The organism is Rhodococcus baikonurensis, assembly GCF_040489275.1.
In the GTDB taxonomy this organism is placed as follows: domain Bacteria; phylum Actinomycetota; class Actinomycetes; order Mycobacteriales; family Mycobacteriaceae; genus Rhodococcus_F; species Rhodococcus_F baikonurensis.
On the sequence record NZ_JBEUOQ010000004.1, the window covers coordinates 112,891 to 125,714 of the forward strand.

The 12,824-nt window shown below is 63.2% G+C and carries 13 protein-coding genes and 1 riboswitch; of the genes, 4 read left to right on the plus strand and 9 right to left on the minus strand.

Annotation, left to right across the window (positions count from 1 at the left end; translation table 11 throughout):
• Positions 1-2 precede the first annotated feature (2 nt).
• A complete protein-coding gene (locus tag ABWI03_RS11365; protein WP_003945530.1) occupies positions 3-1,448 on the plus strand; it encodes an aldehyde dehydrogenase in 1,446 nt (481 codons plus the stop codon).
• A gap of 331 nt (positions 1,449-1,779) precedes the next feature.
• Here ABWI03_RS11365 and ABWI03_RS11370 read toward each other — a convergent pair whose 3' ends face one another.
• From ABWI03_RS11370 to ABWI03_RS34185, 5 genes are all read right to left on the minus strand, one after another.
• The gene (locus ABWI03_RS11370) at positions 1,780-2,481 is read right to left on the minus strand and encodes a (2Fe-2S) ferredoxin domain-containing protein (protein WP_298779477.1); all 702 of its coding nucleotides are present in this window, start codon (positions 2,479-2,481) and stop codon (positions 1,780-1,782) included.
• Positions 2,478-3,539 (minus strand): ABC transporter substrate-binding protein, encoded by a 1,062-nt coding sequence (locus tag ABWI03_RS11375; protein WP_298779472.1) that lies wholly within the window; start codon positions 3,537-3,539, stop codon positions 2,478-2,480. Before ABWI03_RS11375 ends, ABWI03_RS11370 begins: the two co-directional genes overlap by 4 nt.
• Positions 3,536-4,354 carry an ABC transporter ATP-binding protein gene (locus ABWI03_RS11380; RefSeq protein WP_298779470.1) on the minus strand — a complete coding sequence of 273 codons (819 nt, stop codon included), beginning with the start codon at positions 4,352-4,354 and terminating at the stop codon, positions 3,536-3,538. The genes ABWI03_RS11375 and ABWI03_RS11380 overlap by 4 nt, the downstream gene beginning before the upstream one ends.
• Positions 4,351-5,358, minus strand: coding sequence for a FecCD family ABC transporter permease (locus tag ABWI03_RS11385; RefSeq protein ID WP_298779745.1), 1,008 nt, complete (start codon positions 5,356-5,358; stop codon positions 4,351-4,353). The genes ABWI03_RS11380 and ABWI03_RS11385 overlap by 4 nt, the downstream gene beginning before the upstream one ends.
• Before the next feature lie 117 nt (positions 5,359-5,475).
• Positions 5,476-5,611: riboswitch (cobalamin riboswitch) on the minus strand.
• Positions 5,612-5,627: 16 nt separating this feature from the next.
• Positions 5,628-6,236 (minus strand): TetR/AcrR family transcriptional regulator, encoded by a 609-nt coding sequence (locus ABWI03_RS34185; protein WP_298779468.1) that lies wholly within the window; start codon positions 6,234-6,236, stop codon positions 5,628-5,630.
• Positions 6,237-6,288: 52 nt separating this feature from the next.
• Between ABWI03_RS34185 and ABWI03_RS11400 the strand changes: the two genes are divergently transcribed.
• Genes ABWI03_RS11400 through ABWI03_RS11410 form a run of 3 tightly spaced genes read left to right on the plus strand, consistent with a single transcriptional unit; the run spans position 6,289 to position 8,535 of the window.
• Positions 6,289-7,227 (plus strand): alpha/beta hydrolase, encoded by a 939-nt coding sequence (locus ABWI03_RS11400; RefSeq protein WP_298779466.1) that lies wholly within the window; start codon positions 6,289-6,291, stop codon positions 7,225-7,227.
• A 10-nt stretch (positions 7,228-7,237) separates the two neighbouring features.
• Positions 7,238-8,197, plus strand: coding sequence for a cation diffusion facilitator family transporter (locus tag ABWI03_RS11405; RefSeq protein WP_019747118.1), 960 nt, complete (start codon positions 7,238-7,240; stop codon positions 8,195-8,197).
• A gap of 29 nt (positions 8,198-8,226) precedes the next feature.
• A complete protein-coding gene (locus ABWI03_RS11410; RefSeq protein ID WP_298779463.1) occupies positions 8,227-8,535 on the plus strand; it encodes a hypothetical protein in 309 nt (102 codons plus the stop codon).
• 58 nt (positions 8,536-8,593) lie between these two features.
• On the opposite strand, the gene epsC is transcribed toward ABWI03_RS11410, so the two are convergent.
• The 4 genes from epsC to ABWI03_RS11430 form a co-directional block, all read right to left on the minus strand.
• Positions 8,594-9,172: a serine O-acetyltransferase EpsC gene (epsC, locus tag ABWI03_RS11415; RefSeq protein WP_003945907.1), complete on the minus strand. Its 579-nt coding sequence runs from the start codon at positions 9,170-9,172 to the stop codon at positions 8,594-8,596.
• 5 nt (positions 9,173-9,177) lie between these two features.
• Entirely contained in the window at positions 9,178-10,113 is a 936-nt protein-coding gene (gene cysK, locus ABWI03_RS11420; RefSeq protein WP_019747115.1) for a cysteine synthase A, read from the minus strand.
• Between the two features lie 181 nt (positions 10,114-10,294).
• Positions 10,295-12,124 (minus strand): phosphoenolpyruvate carboxykinase (GTP), encoded by a 1,830-nt coding sequence (locus ABWI03_RS11425; protein WP_296553812.1) that lies wholly within the window; start codon positions 12,122-12,124, stop codon positions 10,295-10,297.
• A 277-nt stretch (positions 12,125-12,401) separates the two neighbouring features.
• Positions 12,402-12,746 (minus strand): DUF6802 family protein, encoded by a 345-nt coding sequence (locus ABWI03_RS11430; protein ID WP_298779458.1) that lies wholly within the window; start codon positions 12,744-12,746, stop codon positions 12,402-12,404.
• Positions 12,747-12,824: the final 78 nt, after the last annotated feature.

Genomic DNA, 12,824 nt, shown 5'->3' on the forward strand with positions numbered 1-12,824 from the left:
TGATGACTGACTACGACAAGCTCTACATCGGTGGAGCATGGGTGGCCCCGGCCACCGACCAGGTACTCGAAGTGTTCTCTCCCGCAACGGAGGAGCGCGTCGGCAGCTGTCCCATCGCAGCACCGGCAGACATCGACGCGGCCGTGTCCGCAGCCCGCGCGGCATTCGAGGGACCGTGGTCACGCACCACCCCCGCCGAGCGCGGCGCAATCCTCGCCAAGGCCGCCAAGCTGATCGAAGAGCGCAGCGCGGAGATCAACCAGCTCATCTCCAACGAGATGGGTCAGCCGCCCGCCATGGTCGGCATGATGCAGCAGACCCCGTCGATGGCGACGCTGGGCTACTACGCCGAACTGGCCGACAAGTTCGCGTGGGAAGAGAAGCGCACCGGCGCATTCGGGCAGACCAAGGTGACCCGTGAGCCCGTCGGCGTCGTCGCCGCCGTGCTGGCCTGGAACGTCCCGCTGTTCCTGGCGATCAACAAGCTGGCACCCGCACTGCTCGCCGGCTGCACCGTACTGCTCAAGCCCGCACCCGAATCCCCTCTCTCCGTCCACGTGATCGCCGAGATCTTCACCGAGGCAGGTGTTCCCGAAGGCGTCATCTCGGTACTCCCCGGCGGAGCCGAGACCGGCGAATACCTGGTCTCTCATGCGGGCATCGACAAGATCACCTTCACCGGATCCAGTGCCGTCGGCCGCAAGATCGGTGCCATCGCCGCGCAGAACCTCAAGCGCTGCTCCCTCGAACTGGGTGGCAAGTCCGCCGCGATCATCCTCGAGGACGCCGACATCGCCGCCGGAATGCCGATGCTCGTCATGTCCGGCCTGATGAACACCGGTCAGGCCTGTGTCGCTCAGACCCGAATCCTCGCTCCCCGTTCGCGTTACGACGAGGTCATCGAGGGAATGAAGACCGCGGCAGGCTTCATGACCGTCGGCGATCCGTCCGATCCCGCAGCACAACTCGGCCCGCTGATCTCCGAGAAGCAGCGCGAGCGCGTCGAGGGATACATCGCCAAGGGCAAGGAAGAAGGCGCGCGCGTCGTACTCGGTGGTGGACGTCCCGCCGGCCTGGACAAGGGCTGGTATGTCGAGCCGACGATCTTCGCCGACGTGGACAACTCGATGACCATCGCACGTGAGGAGATCTTCGGACCCGTTCTCTCGGTGATCCCGTACGACTCCGAGGACGAGGCCATCAAGATCGCCAACGATTCGGATTACGGCCTCGCCGGATCGGTGTGGACCACCGACATCGATCACGGACTCGAAGTTGCCGCGCAGATCCGCACGGGTACCTACGCGATCAACTGGTACGCCTTCGATCCCGGCTCACCGTTCGGTGGTTACAAGAACTCCGGTATCGGTCGCGAGAACGGACCTGAGGGCCTCGAAGCCTTCTGCGAGACCAAGTCCGTACTCATGCCGCCCGGCTACGTGGGCTGACCCACCCGAGGCCAGCACCCTTTGCTGACAGTTGGCACCCGTTCCGACCTGCCGGAACGGGTGCCAACCCCGTGAAATGGGTGCCAACTCCCAGCGAATCCACAGATCCACCCGGTACCGTCGAAAACGAATCAGTCATCTCACAAAGGACATTCATATGCTCACCAACGCCATCAACGCTTTCCTCGCACTCTGGGGCAGCGCCTCCGTCGGCAGCAGTGGATACCAGATCCCGCCGGGAACCCTTCCGTTCGGTTCCTGAGACAGGACAACAGAACCCGCTGAGCGCACGTCGCGCTCAGCGGGTTCTTTGCTCTCACCGACTCTGCATCTATCGGTCCAGAACGTGATCCACCAAGTGATCCTCGTGACCGGACACCAACGCGTCGGCGTCTCCGGCGTTCACATGACCGAACCACGTACCACCAGGGTTCGCGATCACCAACGGCCCAAGGTTGCACGGGCTCAGACAACCCGTTCCCGTCACCTTTGCCGACGTTCCTTTGGCCGCGGCGCTCATGGCCCGGTGCAACGGTCCCGCTCCGTACGCCATACAGCGCGGGCCCTTGCACACCAACAGATGAGTCTCGTGCGGTTCGATCACGGACCAGGCCGGACTGCGATACGACGCCGGACTGGCAGTGATCGGCTTTCCCGCCGAGTCGAGTTCGTCGATCACCTGCGCGGCCACTGCACCTTCCAAAGATTCCGATTCGTGTAGCGACACTTCCAGTTCGGCGTCGATCCGGGTTTCGCGCCAGTTCGCAACCGCCTTGCTTGTCCACGTGAGCAGGTACCGATCCCTCGGCACCGCAACTGGAATCAACACGACCTTGTCGACGTCATCGACATGGGCTCGATCGAGTTCCTCGTGAAGGCTCGGCGAGGAGACATCGAGGTACGCAACGCAAACGTCGACGTCGGTGCCGGCCCGAACAGCGTCGAGCATCCGTCGTGCAGCCGACTCGTCCAGGCCGCTGACAGTCGGCCGTAAGACGACAATCACCCGACGCGAGCACCGGTTGTTGCTCATGCCGACGGCGCGGTTGTCCAGTCGATGCTGCTCGACGGAGCCAGCCCGAACTCTTCGATCTTCGCGCGCAACTGTTCCGCGCCGTAGATGTTGGGGAATCCGCTGGTGAACATGGCGAGCGGAAGTACGACGAAGCGGTTCTGCTTGACGGCGTCGAGGTCGCGTAGGCCTTCTCGGCTCTTGATCGCGTCGATCTTCCCCTGTACTTCGTCAGCGCTCTTCTTGTAGTCCATGATCACGATGACGTCGGGTTCGGACTTCGCTACGGTCTCCCAGCTCGCTTTGAACCAGGTGTTGTCGACATCGGCGAACACGTTGGTTCCTCCGGCCGCGTCGATGATTCCGTTGGGGGCTCCGTTGCCTCCACTGGTGTACAGATCTTCTTCACCGCTGTCGTAGATCAGTACCTTCGGCTTGTCGGCGGCATCCGGCGCCGACTCCAGACGCGCCAAACGCGAATCCAATTCGGTCTGAGCCTGGGCGGCGGTGTCCTCGGTTCCGAACAGCTTTCCGTAATTGGTCACGTCCGCACGGAGAGCATCCCACGGCCCCATCGTTCCGAGCGCGGAATCCGCGGCGGCGCTCTGCCGACAACTGTCGGAGATGACATATGCATCGATATTGTTGCTCTGCAGTGATTCCGGCGTCACGCCGGAGGCGCCCTTGAACAAGCCGCTGTAGGACCCGACCACCAGGTCCGCCTGCTTACCCAGAATCGTCTCCATCGTGATCGTTCCGTCCAGGTGTGGAACGTCGGCGATACCGGGACCGAACATCGAGTCCATGACCGCGTCGTTGTTCGTGTTCAACACGACGGCAGCGAGGCGATCCAGACCGCCGACTCGGAGAATGGTGCCGATATTGGCCGCATTGCTTGTCGCAACAACTTTTTCGATCGGACGTTGGAAAGTGCTTTCCGTTCCGCAGTTCTCCAGCGTGACCGAAGTCTTGTCCGCGGAGTCGTCGACGGGCGCGGTTGCCGAGCATCCGGACACGGCCAACAACGCTGTTGCGGCTGCGACCGCACCGAACGACGCTCGGGTCTTGACGTGTATCAAAGTGCACTCTCCGAAAATGTGTGTTGTGGTTGAGGATTTCGTGATTCGAATACGAGGTGTGAACGGCCGGTAACCGGGTTCACGAGCGCGAATGTCTCGACGCCGAAAACAGTTGCCACGACCGAGGTCGTGAGTACGTCGGAGGGATGGCCGAACGCGTGGCCCACGCCATCCGCGAGAACGAGCACCCGATCACACACTGCTGCAGCCAAATCGAGGTCGTGCAGTGCCATGATCACCGTCCGGTCCAGCGACCGGACCAGATCGAGCAGTTCGAGTTGGTGCCGGATGTCGAGATGATTGGTCGGCTCGTCGAGGATGAGCACGCCGGCGTCCTGCGCGAGTCCCCGGGCGAGAAACACCCGCCGACGCTCCCCACCGGACAGCGTGTCCATGGAAGAGAACCGGTGCTCGATCATTCCGACCTCGCCCAGAGCACGATCGACGACGGCCTTCTCGTCCTTGCCGCCGACACTCCAGGGCTTTGCATGTGGTGTGCGGCCCAGAGTCACGTACTCGTGCACCAACAAATCGGCGGGACTCTGCTCTTCCTGCGCCACAAAGGAAATGGCTTTGGCCCGCGAACGCGCGGACATCGTGTGGACCGACTCGTCGCCGACGCGAACGTCACCGTCGGCGATCGGCCCGAGACCGGCAAGAACCCGCAAGAACGTCGACTTGCCCGAACCGTTCGGACCAACCACGCCGACCACTGCGCCGGCGTCAGCCGCGATGTCGACGCCTTTGACGATGGTTCGACGGTCGATACGGACAACGACTCCGGACGCTGTCAGCGGCAGTGCTCGGGCGCTCACGAACTGCCACCGAATCGGTAGCGCCGACGGCCGAGAAGCAGGAGAAACAGCGGGGCGCCGATCACCCCGGTCACCACGCTCAGCGGGATCTCCGTCGGTCGCAACGAGGTCCGCGCCACGACGTCGACCCACACCAGGAACGACGCGCCGATCAGCGCTGCCGCCGGCAATACCACTCGATGTCTGGCTCCGACAAGCATGCGTGTGACGTGCGGTATGACCAAGCCTACGAAGGCAATCGCGCCGGACACTGCCACCATCGTGCCGACCAACGCTGCCAGCACTCCGAACAACACGTTTCGCAGGGTGCGGATGGGAATACCGAGCGAAGCGGCGACGTCCGGCCCGGCCGCCAGTGCGTCGAGCCAACCGTGCAGGGCGAACACCGCTGCCGTCAGCAGGACCACAACGATGACCGGCACCCACAACTTGTCCCAGGAGGCCCCGGCCAAACTTCCCAGGAGCCAGAACAATACGGACTGCGCGGCCTGGGAATCATTGGTACGCAGCACCAGAAAACTCGCGATCGCCGACAGGGCGGATGCGGTAACGGTGCCGGTCAGAACCAATCGCAGTGGAGTGATGCCGCCTTGCAGCGTCGCGATGGTGAAGACGAGAATCGCAGCTCCCAGTGCTCCGATCATCGCACCGAAGCTGAGCGCCCACACTCCCGCGCCGGCGAACAGTCCGGTGGTGATGACGGCGGTGGCACCGACACTCGCGCCGGACGACACTCCCAGCAGGTGGGGATCGGCAAGAGCGTTACGGACGAGGGTTTGCACCACCGCGCCGGCGACGGCAAGACCAGCGCCGACGGCCAGACCGAGAAGTACCCGAGGTGCTCTGATCCCCCACACGATCGCAAGTTCGGAACGCGTGACGGGTGGGCCTCCGAAGCGCGAGTGCACCACGTCCACCACAGTGGACACGGGGAGCATCTCGGATCCGAATGCCAACGCGCACACAGCAGAGAGCACGGTGACGACCAGCAGAGCGGGCAGCACGATACCCGGACTGAGCCGTCCTCGAGGCGCACCAGCCTTCGGCGAAGGCAGGTGGGTAGGTGGAGACAGAGCTCCGCCAACAGCATTCATGGTGTGACCGATCCATCCTCGTGGCATGACACAACGTCAACGAGGGTGGTATCTGGCTACGGTCGACGCATGGACGACCTCACAGTGGCGGGACCGCGCCGGAATTGCACCGACTTCCCATTACCTCGATGATGACGTCAGAACCATAACGGACCGCAGTCACCATTCGATACACCGGATCAGGATTCCGACGCGATCATCGATCTCGCCTGCCGCATGACGGCTTCGGTGCGCACGCGAAGTTCTTCGGGTGAATCCGATTCCAGCACAACCCGATGCACCTGGCCGTCCACGGCAGTCACAGTCAACCGCGACGTCAACAACGCATCGTCCGCACTGAAACCGCGGCTCTGCAAGTACTCCGAAAAACCCAGTACCAGTTGCCGATTCATTCCTTCGACCTGTTCGATGAGCTCAGGGGTCCGAGGAACCTGATCGTAGAGCAGGTGGAAGAACTCTCGCGGCTTACTGTTCACTTCGATCGCGCACTCCACCAACGACCTGACAGCCTCGTCCGGAGTGAGTTCACGCTCGACGATGTCGGCAAGGCAGACCGCAAAACGTTCCCGCGCGGCACTCACATGACGGTTCGCCAACTCCGAGAGGATCTCGTACTTATCGCCGAAATACTGGTAGAGCGAGCCCACCGAGACGCCTGCCTCGTCAGCGATCCGGTTGGTGGTCGCCGCCATGCCCTCCGACGCGAAAACGCGAGTAGCTGCCTCCAGGATCGCGTCGTAGGTAGCCCTCGAGCGCTGCTGGGAGGGCCTTTTCCGCCGAGTCGACACGGTCCTCCGATGCGAGTTGTCAGCCGCGACGCCGGTACCGAGAATTGTGTAGATGACCAGCGCCGATTACTCGAAGTTTATGCCCGACCGGTACACCGCCCACATGCCGGAGCCGACCACGACGTGGTGGGAGTGGAACGGCAACACCGTCCACGTCGCACGGGCAGTGGTTCCAGACGCGCCGGTTCGGGTTCTCGGTATCCACGGCGCCGGCGGGTACTCGGGCGCGTTGTGGCCGTTCGCCGGGATCGGCGTGAAACTCGGAGCCGAAGTCCTCTTCCCCGATCTTCCGCTGTACGGCGACACCGTCGTAGGCGATCCCGCCGGCGTCCGGTACGAGCAGTGGGTCGAACTCCTCTGTGACCTCGTCCGGGCCGAGAAAGCAGCCGACGATCGGCCGCTGGTGCTTCTGGGAGCCAGCATCGGCGGTCTGCTGGCCTACGAGGTAGCCGCGCGAACCGGTCTGGCCGACGCCGTCGTCGCTACCTGTCTGCTCGATCCCTCGAATCCGTCGGCCAGAGCTGCCGCGGCGCGGTTCGGCCCGATGGGTGTCTATGGCGCTCCCCTGATGCGCCGCACCGAACGACTGGTGGGCCGTATCCGCGTGCCCATCCGTTGGGTCGCCGACGTCGCGAACATGAGCAGCAACCGTGAACTCGCGACGCTGTGCGCAACCGATCCGTGCGGTGGCGGTGTTCGGGTGCCACTCGGATTCCTCAGCAGCTACTTCTCGTTCGAGCACACCGCACCCGAAGCATTTCGGACGACGCCCGTTCTGCTCACCCACCCGGCCGACGACCGATGGACGCCACCCGAACTGAGCCTGCAGTTCCTCCGCCGCATCAACGCACCCACCGAATTCGTGATGCTGGACGGGTGCGGGCACTTTCCCGTCGAAGAGCCGGGCCTGACGCAGTTCCACGACGCCGTCGACACACTGCTGCGCTCCGTCGCCGAGCGTCACCGCACGAAACCGTCGCCACCCGCCTAGCCTGAAGTTCGTGAGCATCGAACCCAAGGCCGAGCCGACGGGAAACGGCGACGAGAGCACCACGACAGTCGTACTGGCGTTTGCGGCTAACGCGCTGATCGCCGGGGCCAAGACGGCGGCCGCCATCGTCACCGGATCTGCATCGATGGTCGCCGAGGCCACCCACTCCTGGGCCGATACCGGCAACGAAGTGCTGTTGCTGATCGCGAACCGCCGCTCGAAAAGGGTTCCCGACCGAGACCAGCCACTCGGGTACGGCCGGGAGGCCTACATCTGGTCGATGTTCGCCGCCCTCGGACTCTTCGCGCTCGGCGCAGGTGTGTCGATCACCCACGGCATCCAGGAACTGTTCCATTCCGAACCGGCCACCGACTTCGGTGTCGCCTACGCAGTCCTCGGCGTCTCGTTCATCCTCGAAGGCATCTCGTTCCGGCAGGCGTACAAGCAACTCCGAACCGAAGCGTCCGCCGTGAACCGCGACGTCATGGCCCAGGCGCTCAACACATCCGACCCGACGACCCGGGCCGTGTTCGCCGAAGATGCTGCAGCACTGATCGGTTTGGTCATCGCATTCGTCGGCGTCCTACTGCACCAGATCACCGGTTCACCGATCCCCGACGCCCTCGGCTCCATCTTCGTCGGCATACTTCTCGGAGTCATCGCGATCATCCTGATCGATCGCAACCGCCGATTCCTGGTCGGCGAAGAGGCCTCACCGACGCTGCGGGCAGCAGCCGTCGAAGCTCTCACCCAACTACCCGAAATCAACCGAATTACGTTCCTGCGCATGGAATACCTCGGGCCGCGGCAGGTGTACCTGGTGGCCAGCGTCGATCTGGTCGGTGACTACGCGGAATCCCGAGTGGCCCACACGTTGCGCGAACTCGAACGCTCACTCGAGCAGAGTCCACGCGTCGTGCGAGCGATCCTGACCCTCTCGACGCCCGAAGAACCGTCGATCGCAGTCTGAACTCTACGGCCGGGCGATAGGCTCGTTCGATGCGCGCACTGATCGTGATTCTGGCGGTTCTGGGATTTGTCGTCGGTGGAATTCCCCTGGTGGGCGGTCTGATCGACGTGATGACCAGTCCCGACGAGACAATCGTCTATCAGGGGGCGTACGAACCGATCCGGGGTGTGCAGATGAGTCGCGACTACGAGTCGAGCCTAAACATCTCCTACATGGCGCTCCCAGACAAATCGCCTCAGTGGTTAATTCTCGCCTGCTATCCCCTGATCGGAGCAATACTGGGTGCTTTGACGGCCGTCGTACTGGGACGTCTCGGGTGGCACCTGACGCGAGCCTGAGCAGACGCCGATGACCACCCGTCGTCTACACGAGGGTGGCCATCGAAGAAGGACAGCTTCAGATGTACATCGCAGGATCGATGTAACTGTTCGGGTCCACCAGTTTCTCCTTGGTAGTCCGTGGCCGCGCCACCGCCGGGATACCCGTCGCGATGGATTCGGCCGGAACATCTCTGGTGACAACGGCATTGGCGCCGATAGCGCTACCTTCACCGATGACGACAGGTCCGAGGATCTTGGCACCAGCGCCGACGGTGACCCGGTCACCCAGCGTCGGGTGACGCTTGACCTGCTCGAGCGAGCGACCACCGAGAGTGACGCCGTGATAGAGCATCACGTCGTTACCGACCTCGGCTGTCTCCCCGATCACGACGCCCATGCCGTGGTCGATGAAGAACCGTCGACCGATGGTGGCACCCGGATGGATCTCGATGCCGGTGACGAAGCGCGTCAGCTGCGAGAGCACTCGCGCCGGGCCACGTAAGGCGGGGACGGCCCACATGCGATGCGCAACCCGATGCGCCCAAATGGCATGCAGCCCTGAATAAACGAGCGCGTTCTCCACATTGCTGCGCGCGGCAGGATCCTGACCGCGCGCAGCCTGCAGGTCCTCGCGAATTGTCCCGAGGATACTCACAAGTCTCAGTCCCGGATGTGTTCGAACAGCGGGGTGGAGATGTAACGCTCGCCGAAGTCGCACACGACAGCCACGATCAGCTTGCCGGCATTTTCCGGACGCTTCGCCAACTCGAGTGCGGCCCAGACGATGGCGCCGGACGAGATGCCGCCCAGGATGCCTTCCTGGGTACCGAGTGCGCGAGCGACCTCGATGGAATCGGGGAACGAAACGTCGATGATCTCGTCGTAGATCTCACGATCGAGGACGTCGGGCACGAAGTTCGCGCCGATTCCCTGGATCTTGTGGGGGCCGGGCTGTCCACCGTTGAGGATCGGCGAGTCGATGGGCTCGACACCGACGATCTTGACCTCGGGCTTGTACTTGCGAAGGGTGCGTCCGACGCCGGTGATGGTGCCGCCGGTGCCGATGCCGGACACGAAGATGTCGACGGCGCCGTCGGTGTCGGCCCAGACCTCTTCGCCCGTCGTGGCCTCGTGGATGGCCGGGTTGGCCGGGTTCGCGAACTGGCTGGCCGAGACTGCGTTCTCGGTCTGCTCGACGATTTCCTTGGCCTTGGCGACTGCACCGGCCATACCCTCCGAGCCCGGGGTCAGGACGATCTCGGCGCCGTAAGCACGCAGCATCACGCGACGCTCGGTGGACATGGTCTCGGGCATGGTCAGGATGACCTTGTAGCCGCGAGCAGCGCCGACCATGGCGAGTGCGATACCGGTGTTACCACTGGTGCCCTCGACGATCGTGCCACCGGGCTTGAGTGCACCGGACTTCTCGGCGGCGTCGATGATCGCCACGCCGATCCGGTCCTTGACGCTGTTGGCCGGGTTGTAGAACTCGAGCTTGACGGCGACCTGTGCGTCCAGGCCCTCGGTCAGACGGTTGAGCCGCACGATCGGGGTGCGCCCGACCAATTCGGTCACGTTGTTGTAGATCCCGCTCATATCTGGTCCTCCTGAGGATCGAGTGTGTCGACCCGCTCGCTGATCACTGCTTTACGGCTGAACTGCATAACGGCTGAACTGCTTAACGGCTACAGGCAAGGGCATACAGACGACCGATGCCGCATCGGTTCATCAAATTGAACCAATGCGGCATCAGGCCACTACATACGGGGGCGGTTTATCAGGCCAACCGCTGCTTCAGAGCTTCGAACTCGTCACGAATGCCGGTCGGCAGCTTCTCGCCGACGAAGTCGAACCACTCTTCGATGAGCGGGATCTCGGCCTTCCACTCGTCGATGTTGACCGCGAGGGCCTCGGTGATGTCGGCGTCCGACACGTCCAGGCCTTCGATGTCGAGTGCCGATCCGGTGGGAACGACGCCGATCGGGGTGTCGATGCCGGCAGCCTTGTGCTCGATGCGCTCGACGATCCACTTCAGGACGCGAGAGTTCTCGCCGAAGCCTGGCCACAGGAAGCGTCCGTCGTCGCCGCGGCGGAACCAGTTGACGTAGAAGACCTTGGGGAGCTTGGACGCGTCCGCGGACTTGCCGAGGTCGATCCAGTGCTGGAAGTAGTCACCGACGTTGTAGCCGAGGAACGGCAGCATTGCCATCGGATCACGGCGAACCGTACCGACCTGGCCTTCGGCTGCTGCGGTCTGCTCGGAGCCGACCGTTGCACCCATGAAGACGCCGTGCTGCCAGTCACGAGCCTCGGTGACCAGCGGAACCGTCGTCTTGCGGCGTCCACCGAAGAGGATTGCCGAGATCGGCACGCCCTTCGGGTCGTCCCACTCGGGAGCCATGATCGGGCACTGCGACATCGGGGTGCAGTAACGCGAGTTGGGATGAGCCGCATGGGTGCCCGACTCGGGCGTCCACTCGTTGCCCTTCCAGTCGATCAGGTGCTGCGGGTCGCCTTCGAGGCCTTCCCACCAGACGTCACCGTCGTCGGTCAGGGCGACGTTGGTGAAGACCGTGTTGCCCTGGTCGATGGTGCGCATGGCGTTGGGGTTCGACGACCAGTTGGTGCCGGGAGCCACGCCGAAGAAACCGAATTCCGGGTTGACGGCGTAGAGCTGTCCGTCCTCACCGAAACGCATCCAGGCGATGTCGTCACCGAGGGTCTCGGCGCGCCATCCGGGGATGGTCGGCTGGATCATCGCGAGGTTGGTCTTGCCACAAGCGGAGGGGAATGCCGCCGCGATGTAGTAGGCCTTGTCCTCGGGCGAGATGAGCTTGAGGATGAGCATGTGCTCGGCCAGCCAGCCCTCGTCGTGCGCCATTGCCGAAGCGATACGCAGGGAGTAGCACTTCTTGCCCAGGAGAGCGTTTCCGCCGTAGCCGGAACCGAAGCTCCAGATCTCACGATCCTCGGGGAAGTGGGTGATGTACTTGGTGTCGTTGCACGGCCACGCGACGTCTTCCTGGCCTTCGGCCAGCGGAGCGCCCAGCGAGTGCAGCGCCTTGACGAAGAATCCGTCGGTGCCAAGCTTCTCGAGAACCTTGCTGCCCATGCGGGTCATGACGCGCATGGAGACGACGACGTACTCGGAATCGGTGAGCTCGACGCCCAGCTTCGGATCCTCGGCGTCGAGGGGGCCCATGCAGAACGGCACGACGTACATGGTGCGTCCACGCATGCAACCGCGGTACAGGTCACCCATGAGGGTACGCATCTCCGCGGGGTCCATCCAGTTGTTGGTGGGGCCTGCGTCGATTTCTTCCTTCGAGCAGATGTACGTACGCGATTCGACTCGCGCGACATCGGACGGATCGGAGTTGCCGAGGAAAGAGTTCGGCTTCTTCTCGTCGTTGAGGCGGGTGAAGGTTCCTGCCTCGACCAACTTCGTTGTCAGTCGGTCCCATTCTTCGTCCGAGCCGTCTGCGAAGACGACGCGATCAGGCTGGGTGAGTTCGGCAACCTCTTGCACCCATGCAAGCAGTTCCTTGTGCTGCGTGGGGGGCGTGCCGTCAGTTCCATTGAGACCGGGAATGGTCGCTGAGGTCATCAAACTCTCCTGGGGTGAGCCGGAACCGGGTTCTCGTGACACCGGATGCGAACTGCAGCGCCCCGATACCAGTCGATCCCGGTGTCCCCCTCTCGACGGGGTCCAGCCGCGTCATCCACTCACGTGGATTTCACGGACGCCGGGTGTCCTATGTATTGAGGTTAACGCTGGCTGTTCACCTGCAGGTAATCGGGTGCGGTCAGAAATGTCACAGAAACGATTCAGTTGGTGTGTTCAGGTGCCTACCCGGCGCTCAGAGCACATAAACGGAAGCTTTTCAGAGCGCTCCGGCATCGATTTTCTGCCACACGAGGGCGCCTTCGTCGTCTCGACTGCATTCCCAGGCCGAGTAGTCGCCGTCCGACTCGATCATCGTGAGACGGTCGGCGCTACCGTCGCGATCGAAATCGGACACGATCACGACGTCGTCGTCGGAGTGGACGACACGGCTGTCGACCGTTCCGTCACCGTCCAAGTCGAAGGCGTCGAAGTTCAGGTCGCCGGCATCGACCGATCCCGACGAGGGCCCGAAGGTCTCGGGCTCGATGCGCCCCGGATCGAGCGGTTCGGCGTCGAAGCCGTGCCCGTCGATGTGTCCGGGCGTGATCAGAAATGCGTCCATTACTCCCCCTACTGGATGGTGACCTACTGCTTCGGCAACCCCTACCGAAACCGTCCGCTCAGTATTACCAGACCCCGA

Bases quoted from the DNA above. Each gene is read 5' to 3' on its own strand.
- ABWI03_RS11365 (WP_003945530.1), top strand. From the start codon at position 3: ATGACTGACTACGACAAGCTCTACATCGGTGGAGCATGGGTGGCCCCG.
- ABWI03_RS11370 (WP_298779477.1), bottom strand. From the start codon at position 2,481: ATGAGCAACAACCGGTGCTCGCGTCGGGTGATTGTCGTCTTACGGCCG.
- ABWI03_RS11400 (WP_298779466.1), top strand. From the start codon at position 6,289: ATGACCAGCGCCGATTACTCGAAGTTTATGCCCGACCGGTACACCGCC.
- ABWI03_RS11410 (WP_298779463.1), top strand. From the start codon at position 8,227: ATGCGCGCACTGATCGTGATTCTGGCGGTTCTGGGATTTGTCGTCGGT.
- cysK (WP_019747115.1), bottom strand. From the start codon at position 10,113: ATGAGCGGGATCTACAACAACGTGACCGAATTGGTCGGGCGCACCCCG.
- ABWI03_RS11425 (WP_296553812.1), bottom strand. From the start codon at position 12,124: ATGACCTCAGCGACCATTCCCGGTCTCAATGGAACTGACGGCACGCCC.
- ABWI03_RS11430 (WP_298779458.1), bottom strand. From the start codon at position 12,746: ATGGACGCATTTCTGATCACGCCCGGACACATCGACGGGCACGGCTTC.